This window comes from Streptomyces sp. NPDC002817, assembly GCF_053592055.1.
The window spans coordinates 386,662-406,424 of sequence record NZ_JBSFUY010000005.1 but is presented as its reverse complement, the minus strand read 5'-3'; the positions used below and the strand labels follow the sequence as shown (position 1 = coordinate 406,424).

Sequence of the window (19,763 nt, the reverse complement as noted above, 5' to 3'; positions counted from 1 at the left end):
GGCGCGCTCCTCGTAATAATTCGGACTTACGTTCCTCCCCGTGAGCGGAGACGACGAAGGCAGACGAGTGGGCCGGCGGTCGCGTGTGCTGAAGGCCGCCGGCCTCACTCTCGCGGGCGTGCTGGTGCTGGGCGCCGCGACGGGCGGCTGGCTGTACTGGCACCTCAACGACAACATCAAGAGCGTCGACATCGACCAGGCGCTCGGTGACGACCGTCCGGCGAAGGCGGTGACGACACCTTCGCCGGCGGCGTCCGCTTCCGCCTCTCCGCTGCCCTCCGAGGCCGTGAACATCCTCGTCCTGGGGTCCGACTCGCGCAGCGGCAAGGAGAACCAGGAGCTCGGCGGCGGAGACAGCTCCGGCGCCCGGTCCGACACGGCGATGGTCGTGCACATCGACGCCGGCCGCACCGAGGCGACGGTGGTCAGCATCCCGCGCGACACGCTCGTCACCCGTCCGTCGTGCCCCCTGGACGACGGGGGCTCCACGGCGGTGGCCTACAACGCGATGTTCAACAGCGCGTACTCCGTCGGCGGTCCCGTCTGCGCGGTCAAGACCGTCGAGTCGATCACGGACGTCCGCATGGACCACTACATCGAGATCGACTTCTCGGGCTTCGCGAAGCTGGTGAACGCCCTCGGCGGCGTGACCGTGACGACGGACGAGGACATCGACGACTCCAGCAGCCATCTGACGCTGAAGGCGGGCACCCACCACCTCGACGGCAAGCAGGCCCTCGCGCTCGCCCGTACCCGGCACGGCATAGGCGACGGCAGCGACCTCGGCCGGATAGGCCTCCAGCAGAAGCTGGTGAAGGCGCTCCTCGAGCAGATCTCCTCGACCGATCTGCTCACCAGCCCCACCAAGCTCTACGCGGTCGCCGACGCGATCACCGGCAGCCTCACCACCGACACCGGTCTCGACTCGCTGAGCGAGCTGACGAGCCTGGGGCAGAGCCTGAAGGGGCTGTCGGCGGATCAGGTGAAGACGGTGACCATGCCGGTCGTGACGGCACCCTCGGACGCCAACCGGGTGGTGGCGCAGGAACCGGAGGCGAGCGAGCTGTGGAAGTCGCTGCGCTGAGCGGCGTACAACTTCCCGGCCCGCCGGGGGGTCTTGTGCGGTGACGGTGTCGCCGTGACGAGAGGCTCTCCCTGTGTTCTCCCTGCGTACGTCGCTCCCTTGGGCCGTTCCGGTCGTGGCCGGTGTGCTCGCGCTCGGTGCGCTCCCGTCCGGTCTGACGGACCGCGCCGAGGCCGCCGCTTCCGCCCCCGTCCAGGACGACTTCGACGGCGACGGCTATCAGGACCTCGCCGTCGGCGCCCCGAACGCCACGGTGGGCGGGCAGGACCGGGCGGGGTACGTCGTCGTCCTGTACGGCGGCCCGCACGGGCTGACCAAGGACCGGCGGACCGTCATCAGCCGCGCCACGAGCGGGATTCCGGGCGGCCCGGCCAAGGGCGAGCGGTTCGGCGTCCAGCTGTCCAGGGGCGACCTCGACGGCGACGGGCGCACGGACCTGGTCGTCGGACACGCGTCCACGACGAAGGACGCGGTCGTCGTCTGGGGCGGGAAGAGCGGCCTGTCCGGCGGTACGTCCGTCCCCGCGACGAGCACCCAGGCAGGGGACTTCGACGGCGACGGGCGCCCGGACCTGACCCTGTTCAAGGGCGGCCGGGCGCAGGGCGACGACCCCTACGGCACCACCCCCACGGTCTGGACCGGCCCGCTCTCCCGCGCCGGGAAGCCGGCCGCCACGAGGGCCTTCGGCCCCGACGACCTGCGGTACCACGACGTGTGGGACGGCGCGGTCGGGGACGTGAACGGCGACGGCCGCGACGACCTCGCGCTGACCGTCTACACCGGCGACGGCGGCTTCGGCTCGGCCTTCTACCTCGCGAACGCCTCCGGGGCCGCCTTCACCTCCGCCACCGCACCCGCCGGAACCGGCGGCGTCGCCTTCGGTGACGTCAACGGCGACGGCTACGACGACCTCGTCCGGGGCCTCCCGGAGGAGTCGAGGATCGTCGTGGGCCTCGGCTCGGCCGCCGGGGTGGGCACCGGCACGACGTACGGCCAGGACACGCCCGGAGTGCCCGGTGCGTGGGAGGACGTGGACTACTTCGGCGGCGCGGTGTCCGTCGGCGACGTCAACGGCGACGGCTACGACGACGTGGCCGTCGGCGCGGCCGGCGAGGAACTGGGGTACGAGGACGGCGCGGGCACCGTGGACGTCCTGTACGGCAGCCGCACGGGCCTGACCGGCAAGGGTGCCCAGGGCTTCACCCAGGACACGGCCGGCGTCCCCGGAGCCGCGGAGGCGGGCGACGGCTTCGGCGGTGCCGTACGCCTGCTCGACATCAACGGCAACGGTTACGCCGACCTCGCGGCCGCCGCGCCGGGCGAGAACTCCGGGGCCGGCTCGGTGTGGTCCCTGCGGGGGCGGCCGACCGGGGTCGTGACCGACGCCGCGTTCGTGTTCGGCGGGCGGACGCTGGGGGCGCCGTACGCGAAGGCGGCGTTCGGGGCGGAGCTCGGCTAGGGCGGGCCGCGTTCGGCGGCGGTGGCGTGACGGCGGGACCCTACGCGTCCGGGAGGGTCGGCACCCGGCCCAGCAGCCCGTCCACCACCGCCTCCACCTGCCCCGCCACGTCGTACCCGGCGGCCAGCTCCTGCCACCGCTCGGCCAGCGAGGCCATCCGGGGCAGCCGCTCGGCGTCCTCCTCCGTCAGGAACTCCGGGAAGAACCGCCGGCGTTCGGGGTCCGCGGCCCGGCGGGTCTCCGCGCGGCGGAAGACGAGGGCGCCGTAGACGACGTACCAGATGGTCCGGTACGCCTGCATCGCCGCCTGGGGCGAGAGCCCGCACGCGACGGCCGAGTCGATGATCTCCTCCGGCATCCACAGCGCCTCCTTGTCCGTGAGGTCGCCGAGGCTCAGTACGTCGAGGATCCAGACCCGTTCGCTGAGGATCGCGTGCATGTGGACGGCCGTGGCGACGATGCGGTCGCGCGGATCGGCGGGCAGCGGCGGGCGCGGGAACTCCGCAGCCATGCCCTGAAGGGTCAGCAGCAGCAACTCGTCCTTGTCGCGCACGTGGTGATAGAGCGCCATCGGCGTCGCGCCGACCTCCTTGGCGACCCGGCGCATGGAGACCGCCTCGACGCCCTCCTCCCGGATGATCCGCCGGGCCACCTCCACGATCTGCTCCGCCTCGATACGGCGGGGGCGGCCGACCGCCCGTTTCCGGCCCTGTGCTCTCGCTTCCTCTGCCACGGCGGCATTGTCCCAGTGTCGCGTCCTGGAAGGTTTCTATACGCGTATAGTAATCTGCTGGACATGGTGAACTCCCATGCGCAGCACACCCGTTGGTTACTGCCGGTTCTGCTCACCGTGCAGTTCCTGGTCTCCCTCGACATGTCCGTCGTCAACGTCGCCCTGCCCGACATCGGCACCGGCCTCGGCTTCGCCCCCGAGTCCCTGGCCTGGGTCGTCAACGCCTACGCCCTCACCTTCGGCGGGCTGCTCATGCTCGGCGGACGGCTCGCCGACATCGTCGGGCGACGCACCGTGCTCATCACCGGCTTCGCCGTCTTCGGAGCCGCGAGCCTGCTCGGCGGACTCGCCCAGGCGCCGGGCCAGTTGATCGCCGCGCGGGCCGTGCAGGGGGTCGGAGCCGCCGCCCTCGCTCCGGTCGCGCTGGCCCTCATCACCGTCAACTTCGCCGAAGGGCAAGCCCGTTCGCGCGCACTGGGACTGTGGGGCGCCTCCGGTGCGGCCGGCGGAGCCGTCGGCGTGCTGGCCGGCGGGCTGCTCACCGAGCTGGCCGGCTGGCGTGCGGTCATGCTCGTCAACGTGCCGTTCGTGGTCGCCGTACTCGCCGCCGCCCGCACCGCCGTGCCCGCCGACGCGCACCCGCGCACCGGGACCCGCCCCCGTCTCGACGTCCTCGGCGCGCTCCTCGTGACCGCCGGGACCACCCTCCTCGTCCTCGGGCTGGTCCGGACGGAAGCCCACGGCTGGGCCGCCCCGCAGACCACCGGCCCGCTCGCCGCGGCCGCGGTACTGCTCGCCGCGTTCGTGGTGACCGAGCGGCGGGTGCGCAGGCCCCTGCTGCGGCTCGGCCTCCTGGCCAGGGGCCCGGTCCTGGCGGCGAACGTCTTCGCGCTGCTGATGTCGGCGGGGCAGTTCGCCGTCTTCTACTTCACCTCCCTCTATCTCCAGGAGGTGCTCGGATACGGGCCCCTCGCCGCCGGATCCGCCTTCCTGCCCTTCTGCGTGGGCATCGTCATCGGGTCGGTGATCGCCACCCGGGCCGTCGCGCGGGTCGGGCCGGGGGCGCTGCTGCTGGTCGGCGGGCTGCTCGGTGCCGCCGGGTTCGCCGGGTTCGCGGCGGCGGTGGCCGTGGACGGCGGCTTCCTGGCGTCGATCCTCGTCCCCTCGGCGGTCGGCAGCGTCGGCATCGGTCTGTGCTTCGTACCGCTCGGCACGGCCGCCACGGCCGGTGTCGCCCCGGAGGAGACCGGCATGGCGTCCGGGCTGCTCAACAGCTCCCGACAGGTCGGCGGGGCCGTGGGCCTCGGCGTGCTGACCACGGTCGCGGCGAGCGCGGGCGGCGACGGCCTCCAGGGACGCGTCGACGGCTTCGCCGCCGCCTACTGGGTGGCGGCCGGACTGCTCGCCGTGGCGGCTCTCGCGGCCGGTGCCCTGTACCGAACGCGCCCGGAAGCACGCCCGCGACCTGCACAGACGTATGACGCGGAAAATTCTTCGAACAAATCCCGCGAGCCTGTCGATCCGGGTGTCTCCCGTTCGACGCATGGTTGAAAGGCCGGAAAGCACCGGCCGACCGAACCGAGGAGCCACCATGCCGCGTTACCTGTCGCTCGTGCAGATCGACGAGTCCACCGCCCCCGCCGAAGGCCCCAGCGACGAGCTGATGCAGCGCATGGGGGAGCTGATCGAGGAGATGACCAAGGCCGGGGTGCTGCTGGACACCGCCGGGCTCACGCCCTCGGCGCAGGGCACCCGGGTGCACTGGAGCGGTGGTCAGGCATCCGTCACGGACGGGCCGTTCACCGAGTCCAAGGAGGTCGTCGGGGGGTACGCGATCGTGCAGTGCAAGGACAAGGCCGAGGCCATCGAGTGGACCAAGCGGTTCCTGCAGGTGCACGAGGCGCACTGGACGGTGACCTGCGAGGTGCGGGAGATCGCGGAGGGCTGAGCGGAGGGCCGAACCGCGGGCTGAGTGGGTGTCCTTGGCGGTACGCCGGGAGGGGTGTTGCATGGAGGACTGTGAGCCCACAGTCCTCCAGCGACCCCCGCGGCACCGTCGAGACGGTGTTCCGCATGGAGTCCCCGCGCATCATCGCCGGTGTCACCCGCATCGTCCGGGACGTCGGCATCGCCGAGGAACTGGCCCAGGACGCCCTCGTCGCGGCCCTGGAGCAGTGGCCGCGCGACGGCGTCCCCGGCAACCCGGGTGCCTGGCTCATGACCACCGCCCGGCGCCGCGCCGTCGACCTGGTCCGGCGCCGCGAGAACTACGCCCGCAAGCTCCAGGAGATCGGCCGCTCGCTGGACACGACGCTCCCGCCGGAGGAGCCGGCCGACCCCGAGGACATCGACGACGACCTGCTCCGCCTGGTCTTCACCACCTGCCACCCGGCGCTCTCCGCCGAGGCCCGTATCGCCCTGACCCTGCGCCTGCTCGGCGGCCTCACCACGGCCGAGATCGCCCGCGCGTTCCTCGTCCCGGAGCCGACGATCGCCCAGCGCATCGTCCGGGCGAAACGCACCCTCGCGACGAAGAACGTCGCCTTCGAAGTGCCCTACGGCTCCGAGCGCGAGGCCCGCCTGGGAGACGTCCTCGACGTCATCTACCTCGTCTTCAACGAGGGTTACGCCGCCACCGGGGGCGACGACTGGCTGCGCCCGGGCCTGTGCGAGGACGCCTTGCGCCTCGCCCGCGTCCTGTCCGGGCTGATGCCGAAGGAACCGGAGGTCCACGCGCTGGCCTCGCTCCTGGAGTTCCAGGCGTCCCGCACCGCCGCCCGCACCGGCCCCACCGGCGAGCCGGTCCTCCTGGAGGACCAGAACCGCCGCCGCTGGAACCGCATGCTCATCGCCCGCGGCATCAACGCCCTCGCCCGCGCCGACGCCACCCGCACGGGCGCGCCCGGCCCCTACGCCCTCCAGGCCGCCATCGCCGCCTGCCACGCGCACGCCTACACCTACGAGGAGACCGACTGGGCGAGCATCGCGACCCTCTACGGGCTGCTCGCCGTCCGCGCCCCGTCCCCCGTCGTCGAGCTCAACCGCGCGGTCGCCGTGTCGAGGGCCGACGGCCCGGAACCGGCCCTGGAGATCGTCGACGCGCTCGTCGGCGAACCCGCGCTGCGCGACTACCACCTGCTCCCGAGCGTCCGCGGCGACCTGCTGGCCCGCCTCGGACGTACGGCGGAGGCGAGGACGGAGTTCGAGCGGGCGGCGGGGCTGGCGCGCAACGAAAAGGAACGGGAGCTGCTCCTGCGCCGGGCCGCGCGGCCATCCTGAGCGAAGCGACGACGAGGCGGCCGTACCGCTGCCAGAATCGACGGAGTACCAGGATTCGGGGGAATCGGGGGACAGGGTCGTGCTGTTCGATGCCGACGCCGGGCAGAACCTCGCACTCGACAGCGCCTCGCTCATCACGGCTGTGGGCGGCGTGGCCGTGGCGCTGATCGCGGGTGCGGTCGCTCTGTGGCAGACCCGCAGGACCAAGGTCCTGGAGAAGGAGAAGATCCAGCTCCAGCACACAGCCGATCTGCGGCTGAGGGAGAGCGAATGGGCGCATGAGCGGCGCGTCGCCGAACGCGAGCGCCGACGCACGGCCGAGGAGACGGAACGGGAACGTACCCGGGCCGCCGAGCAGCTGGCCGCGCGGCGCACCGGCCTGGTCGCGGATGCGGCTGCCTACTGCACGCGCCTCGCCCAGGAGCTTTCCACGCTGCGCATCCTCGACATGTCCCGCCCACTGCGCCTGGACCGCCTCTACGTCCAGGTTCGCGTCCAGGAACAGCAGCCGCTCCGGTTCCTCCGCGAGAACGACCCCACTCTGATGGCGGCCCAGAGGGCCGGCCGGGACCGTACACGGGATGATTCCCGCCAGGCGCCCCACCCCGCCGGCTCCTCCGATACCACTCACACCTACGCCCCGGTCGACGCCCTCCAGCGCTACCAGCGCATCGTCGTCGTGGGCGATCCGGGCGCCGGCAAGACCACCATGCTGCGCCATCTCGCCCTGCGCATGGCCCGGCAGACCGAGGGCGAGACACTGCCCGAACTCCCCGCCTACGTCGAACTGTTCCGCTTCGCCGAGAGCGGCCACGACGACCTGCTCGACTACCTCGCCGAGTACTGGGCCGACCAGTACGGCTTCGGGGACGCCCGGGCGTATGTGGCGGAGAAGCTGGCCGACGGCACGGCGGCCCTGCTGCTCGACGGCCTGGACGAGGTCCTGGGCGGGGAGAGTGCGGAGGACGCGACGGGCACGTACAACAGGGTCACCGAGGAGATCACCCGGCTGGCCACCCGCTACCCGAGGGCCCCGATCGCCACGACCTGCCGCCGGCACGGCTGGCAGGGCGGGCTGCCCCAGTTCCAGGCACTGGAGGCGCTGGACTTCGAGTGGCCGCAGATCGAGACGTTCGTCGCCAACTGGTTCGGCGAACGCGACCGTCGCCGCGGTGGGCTCCTGCGCGCCCTGTCCGCCAACGCCCGGCTCCAGACCCTCGCCACGAACCCGCTGCTGCTCAGCCTGATCGCCATCGTCTACGAGCGTGACCTGGAACTCCCGGAGCGCAGATCGGCGTTGTACCGGCGCTGCGTGGAGGTCCTGCTGCGCGAGTGGGACGCCCACCGCAAGATCACCCGCTACAGCCGCTTCACGACGGACCGCAAGCAGGACCTCCTCAAGGAGATCGCCCGGCACTACCACGAGCGCGGGATGCGCTATTTCCCGGAGGAGGACCTGCTCCACCAGATCGAGCGGTTCCTTCCGACGATCGACCTGCCCCACACCGACAGCCGGGCGATCCTGGACGAGATCGCCGCCCAGTACGGCCTCCTGAAGGCCCAGGCCCACGGCTGGTACGGCTTCCTCCACCTGACCCTTCAGGAACACTTCGCGGCGGCCTCCCTGCTGGAGAAGGGACCCGCCGGGATCGAGCGGGCGGTGGCGGCCAGGCACGAGCCGTGGTGGGAGGAGGTGATCCTGCTGCTGGCGGGGTCACTGCCGGACGCGACACCGCTGCTGTCGGGGGTGCTTCAGCTGGAGCCGGGGGTGCGTCGGACGCGGCCGGACGACGCCGGGCTGCTGCACCTGCCGCACGACGACCTCTTCCATACGGATCTGCTGCTGGCGGCGCGGTGTCTGACGGGGAGTCCGCGGGTGACCGACGTGGCGCTGCGACGGGAGATCATCCGCACGGTGTGGCAGCTTCTGGAGACATCGCGGCACGACGGGGAGCGGAAGCGGGCGGCGGAGGCCGTCGTGGGGGTGCTGGGGTCGGAGCAGCAGCTGGACGAGGTGGTCGCCTACATCGCGGATGCGGGACGGGCGCTCGCCCCCCGGCGCGCGCTGGTCGATGCGCTGGCCGCGCACGGCGGGCGGAAGGTGGGCGAGCGGCTGCTGGCCGTCCTCAGCCTCGGGACGGCGCAAGACCCCCTGCGGCAGCGTCTCGTCAGAGCACTTGGGGAGCTTCGAGTGGAGGCCGCCCTTCCCAGGCTGACGAGAGAGCTGGTGGACCTGCTCGGCCGCCCGAAACCTGATTCGGGCGACGACTACTCCGTGACTTATGAGCTCACTGCCGTGCTCGGTGCGTACTGCGCCGTGGGCGGTCCTGCCGACGAGTGTTTGCGTGCGCTCGAGATCTGCGCGGAGGGAAGTTCCTTCTGGCACGCCGCCAGGCTGATCAGCGAGGTGCTCGCGGAAGCGAGGGACCTCGATGTGCAGGAGCCGCTTCTGGAACTTCTCGTACGCCGTGAGGACTGGTTCTTCGAACGGGTGAATCTGGCAGGGGCGTATCTGGCCACGGGCGGTGATCGTGGAGTCGCCGTGCTGCTCGACATCGTCCGGTCCGCATGGGCGACCGACCTTCTGCGACTCCCCTTGATGGTCGCTCTCGTCGAGTTCTCCACGAAGGGGCACGGCCTGGCACACCGAGGTGCGGTGTTCGATCTTGCCCGCGACGACACCAAGATCTGGCAAGTGCGCTGGCTGGCTCTGGAATGGCTCGACCACAGCCCCGGGAGCGCCGAAGAGGTCCTTGACCTCGACACCCTCATGGCCAGCCCTGAGGTGCACATCTCCGTGGGCGCCGCCGCGACCCTGGCCGCCTGGGGAGTGCCGACCGGACTCGGTGTCATCCGTGACGCGATCCTGAGCGAGGCCATCCCCGCAACACTGAGCTACGAGAACAGCCCCGGGCACACCATGTCCTGGGGCGGCCGTATCGCCGAGCGACTGGCCGAAGTGTCCTCCCCCTACGGGGACATCGGCGTCGCACGAGGCCTCTCCGAGGAAGCCCTGGAGTGGCTTTACGGGTTCGCCCCCGAGCGAGGACTGGACATCTTCCTCGAGACGGACCGAACCAGGGCCGGTTTCTCCCAAGAACGGCCGTTACTGGTTCCGCATTCCCGTGTACACGCTGTCCTCCGGGCCTGCCTGGCTGTCGAGGACAGTCCGTTCTCGTTCGAGAGGGAGCTCGGTGAGCTCCTGCCCCTGGCAGCAGCCGCCGCCGACGACGCCGAGTCCGTCGCACTGCTGCTCCAGATTGCCCACCGGCAGGACAGGTGGCTCGACTGGGCCGTCAGAGCCTACGACCTCACCCACGAGGTGAGCCGCCGTGCCCGCGTCCGGGTCCTCCCCGACCACACGATCGTCCCGCTCACGACATGACCTGAGCCGGCCGCCCGACCAGCATCGTCGGTGCCCCCGCCACCCGTGTCAGGAACACGGTCGCCGACTTGCTCCCGTAGGGCTTCGGCAGCACCTTTTTGCGCAGCTCCTCCGGCTCCACGGCCGACCCGCGCTTCTTCACGGTCAGGATCCCGACCTCGCGCTCGCGCAGCAGCGCCTTCAACTTCTTGACGTTGAAGGGGAGTTGGTCGGTGATCTCGTACGCCGTCGCATACGGGGTCACGTGCTGCTCGTCGGCGGTGATGTAGGCGATGGTGGCGTCGATCAGCCCGCCCTCCAGGTCCTCGGCGACCTCGGCGACCAGGTGGGCGCGGATGACGGCGCCGTCGGGCTCGTACAAGTACCGTCCGACAGGCCGGACTTCGGGGTCCGCAAGGCCCCGCCCGAGCAGGGTGCGCGGACCCGGCAGCAGGGTCGCCCGCACAGCCCCCGGTGCCGTCCCGAACCACAGCACCGCCTCCTTGACGTCTCCGCCGTCGGAGATCCACTCGGCCTCGGCCTCGGCGGGGACGATCTCGTGCGGGATGCCGGGGGCGATCTTCAGCGCGGCATGGGGCGCCTTGAGGGCGGTGTCGATCGCCCAGGACAGGGGCGGCGAGTAGGCCTCGGGATCGAAGATCCGGCCGCGCTTGGAGGAACGCCGGGCCGGGTCGACGAACACGGCGTCGTACGGGGCGGTGTCGATGTCGGTGACATCCGCCTCCCGCACCTCGATCAGGTCGGCGAGCCCCAGCGCGTCGGCGTTGGCCCGTGCCGCGGCGGCGGTGAGCGGATCGTGGTCCACGGCGAGCACCCGGATCCCGGCCCGGGCGAGCGCGATCGCGTCGCCCCCGATCCCGCTGCACAGGTCGGCGACGGAGGTGACGCCCAGCTCCCCGAGCCGCTGTGCGCGATACGTCGCCACACTCGCCCGCGTCGACTGCTCGACCCCGTTCGGTGTGAAGAACATCCGTCCCGCGTCCTCGGCCCCGAACTTCACCGCCGCCCGCTGCCGCAGCCGGGCCTGGCCGAGCGCGGCCGACACCAGCTCCGCGGGGTGCTCGCGGCGCAGCCGGGTGGCGACGGCGAGTTCGTCGGCGGGGGCGGTGTCGCGCACCGTGTCGAGGAGGGCGCGGCCCTCGGGGGTGAGGAGGGGGGCGAGGTCGTTCACCGGGACATTGTGGGCCAGTCGGTGGACGGTCCGCCTCCGGCGGCGGTGTCGGCCCGGGAGCAGGGCGGTGACCTGCGAGGATCCGGCGCCATGGGATCAGTAGGACAAAATTACAAAAGCCGGGCCATTCATACTTCTCGGGCCCGTGTCGGGATCGCCGTGCTCGCCGTCGCCGTCATCGCCTCGGGCTGTGCGCGGGGCGAGAGCACCGAGGTACGTCCGGTGCGTCCGGCGCCCGGCCAGCAGCCCCTGAAGGGAGCCCCGGCCCGGGCCCTGGACTCGTACGCCACGAAGCTCCGCGCCGCGGCGAAGGTCGCGAAACGCTGGGGCCTGGCCGGAGTCCCGCTGGCGCCTCCCGCGCCGCCCGTGAAGAAGCCGAGGATCACGACCCGCAAGGGCTTCGAGGTGGACGGCCACGAGGCGAAGGGTCTCCCGCCGGTCTTCACCACGATCCCGACCAAGGAGAAGATCGTCTTCCTCACCATCGACGACGGCGCCGAGAAGGACCCGGCGTTCCTGCGGATGATGAGCGAGCTGAAGATCCCGTACACCGCCTTCCTGAGCAACTACCTGGTCAAGGGCGACTACGGCTACTTCAAGGACATGCAGGACAGGGGGGTCGGACTGAACAACCACACGCTTCACCACCCCTACCTGCCGGGACTGTCCTACGCCCGCCAGAAGCACGAGATCTGCGGCATGCAGGACGTCATCGAGAAGCGCTACGGCAAGCGCCCCACCCTCTTCCGCCCGCCCTTCGGCAACTACAACGAGGCCACGCTGCGCGCCGCGAAGTCCTGCGGGGTGAAGTACGCGCCGATCTGGAACGAGGAGGTCTTCGTCGACCGCTGGGACTACCGCGAGTGGGACCGGAAGATCCGCCCGGGTGACATCGTGCTGAGTCACTTCCGCGGCCGGGGGGAGTGGAAGGGCACGATGTCCGACATGATCCGGCGGTTCCTGAACAAGGTCACGGCCGAGGGGTACGCGGTGGCCCGCCTCGAGGACTACCTGTGAGTTCGCGCGGACCGGCTGCCGCGGTCCTGGCGGCGGTCATGCTGCTCACCGCCGGCTGCGCCCGGTCCGTCGACCCCGTCGAGCGGCTGGGCAAGGCGGGTTCCTACGGCGCTACGGCGACGGGGTCCGGGACGGGGCCGCCGTCCGTCGTGAGGCGGGCCCCCACCTCCGACAAGGTCGTCTTCCTGACCTACGACGACGGTGCCGAGAAGGACCCGCGCTTCGTCGAACTGGTCCGTGAACGGCGGCTGCCCGTCAGCATGTTCCTCACCGACAGCGTCGTCGGCCCCGGGTACGGGCACTTCGCCCGGCTCCAGTCGGTGGGCGCCTCGATCCAGAACCACACCCTCGACCACACCGCCCTGCGCGGTCTGCCGTACGCCGGGCAGCGCGCCGAGATCTGCGGCCAGCAGGACAAACTCAAGTCCCGCTTCGGCATCCGCCCCCACCTCTTCCGCCCGCCCTACGGCACCTACGACACGACCACCCTGCGCGCCGCCGCCGACTGCGGCGTCGCGGCGGTCGTGCTGTGGCGGGCGTCGATGGGGGACGAGCGGTTGACCTACCCGACGGGGGAGCGCCGCCTGCTCCCCGGCGACATCATCTCCGTGGCATCGATCGGGACGACGGGGCTGACGCTGGTGGCGCGCACGGAGCGGCTGCTGGGGGAGATCCGGAGGGCGGGGCTGAGGGTGGGACGGCTGGAGGACTACCTGTAGGGGCACCCGTGGGGGTGCCCGTGATGGTGTCCGTGGTGGTGCCCGTGTCGGTGTCTTCGGACCGCCGCGCCGCAGTGAATTGGCACTCCGCTTGACCGAGTGCTAATCGCAGTCATAGTCTCGGGTCTGGCACTCCCCCCTGGAGAGTGCCAATAGCGACGGGCAGGTCCGGCACCCGCGACGACGGATCCACCTGGTCGCCACCTCAGACAGTTAACCCCGTGAGATCTCCGAAGGGGGAGGTCGGATCGTGACGACCACCAGCTCCAAGGTTGCCATCAAGCCGCTCGAGGACCGCATTGTGGTCCAGCCGCTCGACGCCGAGCAGACCACCGCCTCTGGCCTGGTCATTCCGGACACCGCCAAGGAGAAGCCCCAGGAGGGCGTCGTCCTGGCCGTGGGCCCGGGCCGCTTCGAGAACGGCGAGCGCCTGCCGCTCGACGTCAAGACCGGCGACATCGTGCTGTACAGCAAGTACGGCGGCACCGAGGTGAAGTACAACGGCGAGGAGTACCTCGTCCTCTCGGCTCGCGACGTGCTCGCGATCATCGAGAAGTAATTCACCCGCTTCCTCACCGAAGCACATTGCATGTGAGCTGCGCCCCTGGCCCCCGCGACCATTAATCAGCCGGGCGTCGGGGGCGCAGTTCGTTTCACCCACGTTTTCCGAGAGGGCTGAACCGCTCCCATGGCGAAGATCCTGAAGTTCGACGAGGACGCCCGTCGCGCCCTCGAGCGCGGCGTCAACAAGCTTGCCGACACGGTCAAGGTGACGATCGGCCCCAAGGGCCGCAACGTCGTCATCGACAAGAAGTTCGGCGCCCCCACCATCACCAACGACGGTGTCACCATCGCCCGCGAGGTCGAGCTCGACGACCCGTACGAGAACCTCGGCGCCCAGCTGGTGAAGGAGGTGGCGACCAAGACCAACGACATCGCGGGTGACGGTACGACCACCGCCACCGTGCTGGCCCAGGCGCTCGTCCGCGAGGGCCTGAAGAACGTCGCCGCGGGTGCCTCCCCGGCGCTGCTGAAGAAGGGCATCGACGCGGCCGTCGCCGCGGTCTCCGAGGAGCTCCTCGCGACCGCCCGCCCGATCGAGGACAAGGCGGACATCGCCGCCGTCGCCGCGCTGTCCGCCCAGGACACCCAGGTCGGCGAGCTCATCGCCGAGGCGATGGACAAGGTCGGCAAGGACGGTGTCATCACCGTCGAGGAGTCCAACACCTTCGGCCTGGAGCTGGACTTCACCGAGGGCATGGCCTTCGACAAGGGCTACCTGTCTCCGTACTTCGTGACGGACCAGGAGCGTATGGAGGCCGTCCTCGACGACCCGTACATCCTGATCAACCAGGGCAAGATCTCCTCGATCCAGGACCTGCTGCCGCTGCTGGAGAAGGTCATCCAGGGCGGTGCCTCCAAGCCGCTGCTGATCATCGCCGAGGACGTCGAGGGCGAGGCCCTGTCGACCCTGGTCGTGAACAAGATCCGTGGCACCTTCAACGCGGTCGCGGTCAAGGCCCCCGGCTTCGGCGACCGCCGCAAGGCGATGCTGCAGGACCTGGCGGTCCTCACCGGCGCCACGGTCATCTCCGAGGAGGTCGGCCTCAAGCTCGACCAGGCCGGTCTCGACGTGCTGGGCTCCGCCCGCCGCGTGACGATCACCAAGGACGACACCACGGTCGTCGACGGTGCCGGTGACTCCGCGGACGTCACGGGCCGCGTCGCCCAGATCAAGGCCGAGATCGAGAACACGGACTCCGACTGGGACCGCGAGAAGCTCCAGGAGCGCCTCGCGAAGCTGGCCGGCGGCGTGTGCGTGATCAAGGTCGGCGCCGCCACCGAGGTGGAGCTGAAGGAGAAGAAGCACCGTCTGGAGGACGCCATCTCCGCGACCCGCGCCGCGGTCGAGGAGGGCATCGTCTCCGGTGGTGGCTCCGCTCTGGTCCACGCCGCCAAGGTCCTCGAGGGCGGTCTGGGCAAGACCGGCGACGAGGCCACCGGTGTCGCGGTCGTCCGCAAGGCCGTCGTCGAGCCGCTGCGCTGGATCGCCGAGAACGCCGGCCTGGAGGGCTACGTCATCACCTCCAAGGTCGCCGAGCTCGACAAGGGCCAGGGTTTCAACGCCGCCACCGGCGAGTACGGCGACCTGGTCAAGGCCGGCGTCATCGACCCGGTCAAGGTCACCCGCTCCGCCCTGGAGAACGCCGCCTCCATCGCCTCCCTCCTCCTGACGACCGAGACCCTGGTCGTCGAGAAGAAGGAAGAGGAGCCGGCCGAGGCGGGCCACGGCCACGGTCACTCCCACTGAGGTTCTGACACCTGAGGAAAGCCCCCGTTCCGCTGCGGCGGACCGGGGGCTTTTCCCGTGCCTATTGCTCCAGCGCGTCCAGCGCACCCAACTGCGCCATCAGCCCGAGCCGGTCGTACTGCCACCAGCCCTCGGCGATCCGCCCGTCGGGGGCGCACCGGTGAATGGTGGTCCCGGTCATGGTGACCCGCTTCCCGCTGGCCGCGATCCCGAAGAAGTCCCCGACATGGGTCCCGTTCCAGCTCCACCGGGTGCACACCCGGTCGCCCTGGGCGATCTGCTCATGGATCGTGAACCCGAAGTCGAAGGCACCCCGCCACGTCTCGACCTCCTGCCGCATGGCATCGAGCCCGACGGCGTCCTGTTCATTGGCGGGATCGTGGTCGTGATACTCCGCGACGACCAGGTCCCCGAGCGCCGACAGTTCCCCGCTCCCGGCCAAGGTCTCGAAGAACCGTCGAGCGGTGGTCGTGTACAGCTGCTCGTCCCGCACCACGTCCAGATCGGTGAAGGTCGGCATCTCGTCACACAGAGCGACCATCTCCCGGAAGATCCTGTCGGTCTCCGGCAGCTCGGAGTTCCGCATCGCCTCCTCGTACGACGGAAACTCCACGATCTCGACGAAGTGCGACGCATCCCCCCGGTCCTTCGCGATGGTGGTGTGCGTCGCCGTCCGTCTCCCCTTGGTCTGCTCGACCCATGTGTCCATCAGCCGGTTCATCTCGTCGAAGCGGCTGGTCCTGCAGTCGATGAGCTGTACGAAGGTCATGACACCGTCGCCTCCGGCCCCCCTGGGTCCGGTTGTACGGCACCATTCTCCTCCCCTTCGGCATCATGAGCGCCATGGAGGCGCGGGGGCACGGTCCGTCTCGGCGGGCGGCGACATCGGGGCGGCGGTGACGGGCGACGGCAATGTCGTCAGTCTCGCGCCCGCGGTGCGCTCGGCCTGCCGGGAGCAGGTGCGCCGTATCGTCCCACCCGAACTGATCGGCCGCGAAACCGAGTTGGCCGCCCTCGCGGACTTCTGCACGACCGACTCCGGCCCGGCGTACGCCTGGTGGCGGGCGGAGGCCCGGGCGGGCAAGACCGCCCTGACGTCGTGGTTCGCCCTGCGCCCGTCTGTATCGCGCGTACCGGGCCGTGGGTGACGACGGCTTGGCTCACGGAAGAGGCCTCGGACACCCTTGTCCGACTCCTCGCCACCGCGGGCCAACCCACCCGGGCCGCGTCAGCCCGGCCGCCGCCGTGGACCTGGCGCTGGGCCACGAACTCGTCGTACGTCCCCTCCTCGGCGAAGGCTCAGGGCTCGACGTCCTTCCGGCGGTGGTACCCCTCGGCCCCTGGACCGTCCCCTGGATCGTCGACGAACTGCGCACCCTTACTGGGGCCCGTACTTCCGCCCCGTCCTGGAACTGATCCCCCCGAGCACCCCCCGGGGCACCACCTTCACCACCCCCATCAACGCCTTGTACCGAGGATCCGGAACCGACACCGTCTTCCCTCGCGCAAGGTCGTTCAGCGCGGCCGCCACGAGCTTGTCGGCGTCGAGCCACATCCAGCCGGGAATGTTGTCCGTGCCCATGCCCGCCCGCTCATGGAACTCGGTGCGTACGAAGCCGGGGCAGAGGGCCATCAGCCGTACCCCGCTGCCCGCCAAATCCTTGGCCGCCCCCTGGGTGAACTGCACGACCCACGCCTTGGACGCCCCGTACGTGCCGCGGGGAACGAAGGCCGCCACCGAGGCGACGTTGACCACGCCGCCGCGGCCGCGCTCGCGCATCCCCTCCGTCGCCGCCGACGTCAGTCGGAGCACCGCCTCGCAGTGGACCTTGAGCATCTTCAGCTCGTCGGCCATGGAGACGTCGAGGTAGCGGCCCTTGTTGCCGAAGCCGGCGTTGTTGACCAGCAGGTCGACCGGGTTCCTGCGGTCGGCGAGGCGGGCGGTCACCGTCTCGATGCCGGAGTCCTCCGCGAGGTCCGCCGTGAGGACCTCCGCCTCGATGCCGTGGCGGTCGTGGAGTTCGGTGGCCTGTTCGCGCAGCCGCTTGGTGTCGCGGGCCACCAGGACGAGGTTGTGGCCGTCGGCGGCGAGGCGCCGTGCGAACGCGGCACCGATGCCCGCGGTCGATCCCGTAATCAATGCCGTTGTCATGACGCAAGGTTAATGACCAGGACCGACAGCGTCCGCTTGCCGAGGGCGTCGTCAGGCGCCCTGCTTCTCCACATATTCAAGCGCCCACTTCCGCACCTCCGGATGGAGTGCCTCGCCCGCAGCCAACAGCCTTGGCTGCAGGGGCCGTTCGGTGGTCATCGCGCGGAACGCCAGGGCCACCGTCACGTCGTGGTCCGGCCGGTGCACGATCTCGACCGGGTCCCCGGTGCGGATCTCGCCGGGCCGGATCACCCGCAGGTACGCCCCGGGTGCGCCCTTCTGCGTGAACCGCTTCACCCACCGTTTCTCCGCCATGTGGCCCTGGAAGGTGCCGCACGGGATGCGCGCGCTGGTGACCTCCAGCACCACCTCGGGCCCGATGCGCCAGCGTTCGCCGATCAGCGCGCCGGAGACGTCGATGCCCTGTGTCGTGAGGTTCTCGCCGAAGGCGCCGCTGGCCAGGGGGCGGCCGAGCTCGCGCTCCCAGTCGTCCAGGTCCTCGCGCGCCATCGCGTACACGGCCTGGTCGTCGCCGCCGTGGTGCTGCCTCTTGCACACCGCGTCCCCGGCGAGCCCACTGCCGCCGATGCCCTTGGGGCCGGGCGCGGCCACCCGCACCGGTCCCTCGACCGGCCGCTTGTCGATACCGGTGACGCCCTCCGGGTTGTCCGTGTACGAAACGGCCTTCTCGCGGCCCAGATTCACCGACAGAAGTTTCATAGCGGCACGGTAGGACATCGGCGCCCAAAGATGCCACGCACTATTCGCCGTCGTATCAAAGCCCGGCTTATCCTCGAAGGGTGATCGAGGCCCGTCATCTCCGTGTCCTGCGCGCCGTCGCCGCCACCGGCTCCTTCTCCGCCGCCGGGCGCGAACTGGGCTGCACCCAGCCTGCCGTGAGCCAGCAGATGAAGGCCCTGGAGGCGTCCGTCGGCACCCCGCTGCTCATCCGCAGCGGCCGCGAGATGCGGCTGACGCAGGCGGGGGAGGCGCTCGTGCGGCATGCCGCCGGGATCCTCGCCGGACTGACGGCGGCGGAGGAAGAGGTCGCCGCCATCGCCGGACTGCGGGCCGGGCGCGTGCGGCTCGTCTCCTTTCCCAGCGGCAGCTCCACCCTCGTACCGACCGCGCTCGCGGCGCTGCGTGCCGCGCACCCGGGCACGCGGGTCTCCCTGGAGGAGGCCGAACCCCCGCAGTCCGTCGCGATGTTGAGGGAAGGCGACTGCGATGTCGCCCTCGCCTTCCGGTACGAGGGGGCCGCCCAGGAAGGCGAGTGGGACGACCTCGTCGTACGGCCACTGCTGCGGGACCGTCTCGTCGCCCTCGTACCGGAGCGGCATCGGCTCGCGTCCGCCGGGTCCGTGGCCATCGGGGAGCTGGCGCGGGAGCCCTGGATCGCCGGATGTCCGCGCTGCCGGGGGCAGTTGGTCGAGGTGTGCGAGGGCGCCGGGTTCACGCCCCGCATCGACTTCGCGACCGACGACTATCCGGCGGTGGTGGGACTGGTGGGCGCCGGCCTCGGCGTGGCCGTGCTGCCGCAGCTGGCCGTCGAGTCCGTAAGGCCGCGAGGCGCGCGCACCGTCACGCTGGAACCGGCCGTGCGGCGGGAGATCGTCGCGCTGACCCTGCCCGATCTGGCCCAGGTGCCCGCGGTGGCGGCGACCCTGGACCAGCTCGCAAACGCGGCGGGCCGGAAGTAAGGAAGGGCACGCGTACGCGTGCCCTTCTGGAAGAAACGTTCCTTCAGTTGTTCGAGACGGCGTGCCCACCGACCGACGACGCCGTCACCAGCCGGTTCCGCGCCCGTCCCATGAGCTCCTCGCGCTCGTCCTCGGTCAGCCCGCCCCAGACGCCGTACGGCTCTCTCACCGCCATTGCGTGCGCCGCGCACTGGGCGCGGACCGGGCATCTCATGCAGACCTCCTTGGCCGAGTTCTCACGAGCGCTCCGGGCCGCTCCTCGCTCGCCCTCCGGATGAAAGAAGAGCGAGCTGTCCACCCCGCGACAGGCAGCCAGGAGCTGCCAGTCCCACAGGTCCGCGTTCGGTCCGGGAAGGCGGGAGAAATCTGCCATTGCGTGACCCCTTGTAGCCGTTCTGTGGCGGATACGGTGTCTACGACCGTACATCTGCGATCTAAGGAGATGAAAATATGACTCATTGCGAATCTAGCCTCAGACACCAGTAAATGGGAAGAAATAGAGCTAAATGGGGCACTGGTTGTGATGAAACGTTGTGGGTCCGTCGTGCATGTCTGCACCGTGTCCGCCCCCTCACGTAGAGTGCCGAAGATGGCACACGGCCCCGTAACTCTTTCGAGTGACCGTCGTTGAGAGTGCGGAGGCGGTTGAAACACAAAGCGCTCGGGCAAGCGTCCGAGACGGTCGACCGCACAGGTGACGATTTCGTACCAGCCTGGAGGCTCAAGGTGACGTGCATCAGCTGCGGAGGACGG

General features: G+C 70.6%; 18 protein-coding genes. 12 read left to right on the top strand and 6 right to left on the bottom strand.

Translation table 11 applies throughout. The annotated features are described in order from the left end of the window. Positions 1–40 precede the first annotated feature (40 nt). The gene (locus ACWD3I_RS13260; RefSeq protein WP_365392493.1) at positions 41–1,084 is read left to right on the top strand and encodes an LCP family protein; all 1,044 of its coding nucleotides are present in this window, start codon (positions 41–43) and stop codon (positions 1,082–1,084) included. Between the two features lie 73 nt (positions 1,085–1,157). Then, positions 1,158–2,543: an FG-GAP-like repeat-containing protein gene (locus tag ACWD3I_RS13255; RefSeq protein ID WP_365392491.1), complete on the top strand. Its 1,386-nt coding sequence runs from the start codon at positions 1,158–1,160 to the stop codon at positions 2,541–2,543. 40 nt (positions 2,544–2,583) lie between these two features. On the opposite strand, the gene ACWD3I_RS13250 is transcribed toward ACWD3I_RS13255, so the two are convergent. Continuing rightward, the gene (locus ACWD3I_RS13250; RefSeq protein ID WP_365392489.1) at positions 2,584–3,276 is read right to left on the bottom strand and encodes a TetR/AcrR family transcriptional regulator; all 693 of its coding nucleotides are present in this window, start codon (positions 3,274–3,276) and stop codon (positions 2,584–2,586) included. 63 nt (positions 3,277–3,339) lie between these two features. On the opposite strand from ACWD3I_RS13250, the gene ACWD3I_RS13245 reads away from it, so the two are divergent. From ACWD3I_RS13245 to ACWD3I_RS13230, 4 genes are all read left to right on the top strand, one after another. After that, complete coding sequence (locus ACWD3I_RS13245) at positions 3,340–4,827, top strand: MFS transporter (protein WP_365392487.1); 1,488 nt, start codon at positions 3,340–3,342, stop codon at positions 4,825–4,827. Between the two features lie 40 nt (positions 4,828–4,867). Next, positions 4,868–5,224, top strand: a complete 357-nt coding sequence (locus ACWD3I_RS13240) for a YciI family protein (protein ID WP_266888922.1) — start codon at positions 4,868–4,870, stop codon at positions 5,222–5,224. 125 nt (positions 5,225–5,349) lie between these two features. After that, complete coding sequence (locus tag ACWD3I_RS13235) at positions 5,350–6,555, top strand: RNA polymerase sigma factor (RefSeq protein WP_365392585.1); 1,206 nt, start codon at positions 5,350–5,352, stop codon at positions 6,553–6,555. Between the two features lie 79 nt (positions 6,556–6,634). Continuing rightward, positions 6,635–9,940 (top strand): NACHT domain-containing protein, encoded by a 3,306-nt coding sequence (locus tag ACWD3I_RS13230; RefSeq protein WP_365392485.1) that lies wholly within the window; start codon positions 6,635–6,637, stop codon positions 9,938–9,940. On the opposite strand, the gene ACWD3I_RS13225 is transcribed toward ACWD3I_RS13230, so the two are convergent. After that, positions 9,930–11,111: a THUMP-like domain-containing protein gene (locus tag ACWD3I_RS13225; RefSeq protein WP_365392483.1), complete on the bottom strand. Its 1,182-nt coding sequence runs from the start codon at positions 11,109–11,111 to the stop codon at positions 9,930–9,932. The genes ACWD3I_RS13230 and ACWD3I_RS13225 overlap by 11 nt on opposite strands. A gap of 90 nt (positions 11,112–11,201) precedes the next feature. Between ACWD3I_RS13225 and ACWD3I_RS13220 the strand changes: the two genes are divergently transcribed. From ACWD3I_RS13220 to groL, 4 genes are all read left to right on the top strand, one after another. Further along, complete coding sequence (locus ACWD3I_RS13220; RefSeq protein ID WP_365392481.1) at positions 11,202–12,128, top strand: polysaccharide deacetylase family protein; 927 nt, start codon at positions 11,202–11,204, stop codon at positions 12,126–12,128. Beyond that, positions 12,125–12,847: a polysaccharide deacetylase family protein gene (locus ACWD3I_RS13215; RefSeq protein ID WP_451084081.1), complete on the top strand. Its 723-nt coding sequence runs from the start codon at positions 12,125–12,127 to the stop codon at positions 12,845–12,847. The genes ACWD3I_RS13220 and ACWD3I_RS13215 overlap by 4 nt, the downstream gene beginning before the upstream one ends. Before the next feature lie 250 nt (positions 12,848–13,097). After that, positions 13,098–13,406, top strand: a complete 309-nt coding sequence (groES, locus tag ACWD3I_RS13210; protein WP_003998759.1) for a co-chaperone GroES — start codon at positions 13,098–13,100, stop codon at positions 13,404–13,406. 129 nt (positions 13,407–13,535) lie between these two features. Further along, positions 13,536–15,158, top strand: a complete 1,623-nt coding sequence (groL, locus tag ACWD3I_RS13205) for a chaperonin GroEL (protein WP_266888916.1) — start codon at positions 13,536–13,538, stop codon at positions 15,156–15,158. A 61-nt stretch (positions 15,159–15,219) separates the two neighbouring features. Here groL and ACWD3I_RS13200 read toward each other — a convergent pair whose 3' ends face one another. After that, entirely contained in the window at positions 15,220–15,927 is a 708-nt protein-coding gene (locus ACWD3I_RS13200; protein WP_365392478.1) for an ester cyclase, read from the bottom strand. 127 nt (positions 15,928–16,054) lie between these two features. On the opposite strand from ACWD3I_RS13200, the gene ACWD3I_RS13195 reads away from it, so the two are divergent. Then, complete coding sequence (locus ACWD3I_RS13195; protein ID WP_365392476.1) at positions 16,055–16,306, top strand: hypothetical protein; 252 nt, start codon at positions 16,055–16,057, stop codon at positions 16,304–16,306. 230 nt (positions 16,307–16,536) lie between these two features. On the opposite strand, the gene ACWD3I_RS13190 is transcribed toward ACWD3I_RS13195, so the two are convergent. Together ACWD3I_RS13190 and ACWD3I_RS13185 are read right to left on the bottom strand one after the other, a co-directional pair. Beyond that, the gene (locus ACWD3I_RS13190; RefSeq protein WP_365392474.1) at positions 16,537–17,310 is read right to left on the bottom strand and encodes an SDR family NAD(P)-dependent oxidoreductase; all 774 of its coding nucleotides are present in this window, start codon (positions 17,308–17,310) and stop codon (positions 16,537–16,539) included. Between the two features lie 51 nt (positions 17,311–17,361). Further along, positions 17,362–18,030, bottom strand: coding sequence for an MOSC domain-containing protein (locus ACWD3I_RS13185; RefSeq protein ID WP_365392472.1), 669 nt, complete (start codon positions 18,028–18,030; stop codon positions 17,362–17,364). 80 nt (positions 18,031–18,110) lie between these two features. On the opposite strand from ACWD3I_RS13185, the gene ACWD3I_RS13180 reads away from it, so the two are divergent. Continuing rightward, positions 18,111–19,010, top strand: a complete 900-nt coding sequence (locus tag ACWD3I_RS13180) for a LysR family transcriptional regulator (protein ID WP_365392469.1) — start codon at positions 18,111–18,113, stop codon at positions 19,008–19,010. A gap of 43 nt (positions 19,011–19,053) precedes the next feature. Here the strand turns inward: ACWD3I_RS13180 and ACWD3I_RS13175 are convergent, their stop codons facing one another. Continuing rightward, positions 19,054–19,383 (bottom strand): WhiB family transcriptional regulator, encoded by a 330-nt coding sequence (locus tag ACWD3I_RS13175; RefSeq protein WP_365392467.1) that lies wholly within the window; start codon positions 19,381–19,383, stop codon positions 19,054–19,056. Positions 19,384–19,763 lie beyond the last annotated feature (380 nt).

Excerpts from the sequence above, each read along its gene's own strand:
- ACWD3I_RS13235 (WP_365392585.1), top strand. The coding sequence starts at position 5,350 with ATGGAGTCCCCGCGCATCATCGCCGGTGTCACCCGCATCGTCCGGGAC.
- groL (WP_266888916.1), top strand. The coding sequence starts at position 13,536 with ATGGCGAAGATCCTGAAGTTCGACGAGGACGCCCGTCGCGCCCTCGAG.
- ACWD3I_RS13240 (WP_266888922.1), top strand. The coding sequence starts at position 4,868 with ATGCCGCGTTACCTGTCGCTCGTGCAGATCGACGAGTCCACCGCCCCC.
- ACWD3I_RS13220 (WP_365392481.1), top strand. The coding sequence starts at position 11,202 with ATGGGATCAGTAGGACAAAATTACAAAAGCCGGGCCATTCATACTTCT.
- ACWD3I_RS13200 (WP_365392478.1), bottom strand. The coding sequence starts at position 15,927 with ATGACCTTCGTACAGCTCATCGACTGCAGGACCAGCCGCTTCGACGAG.
- ACWD3I_RS13190 (WP_365392474.1), bottom strand. The coding sequence starts at position 17,310 with ATGACAACGGCATTGATTACGGGATCGACCGCGGGCATCGGTGCCGCG.
- ACWD3I_RS13245 (WP_365392487.1), top strand. The coding sequence starts at position 3,340 with ATGGTGAACTCCCATGCGCAGCACACCCGTTGGTTACTGCCGGTTCTG.
- ACWD3I_RS13175 (WP_365392467.1), bottom strand. The coding sequence starts at position 19,383 with ATGGCAGATTTCTCCCGCCTTCCCGGACCGAACGCGGACCTGTGGGAC.
- ACWD3I_RS13185 (WP_365392472.1), bottom strand. The coding sequence starts at position 18,030 with ATGAAACTTCTGTCGGTGAATCTGGGCCGCGAGAAGGCCGTTTCGTAC.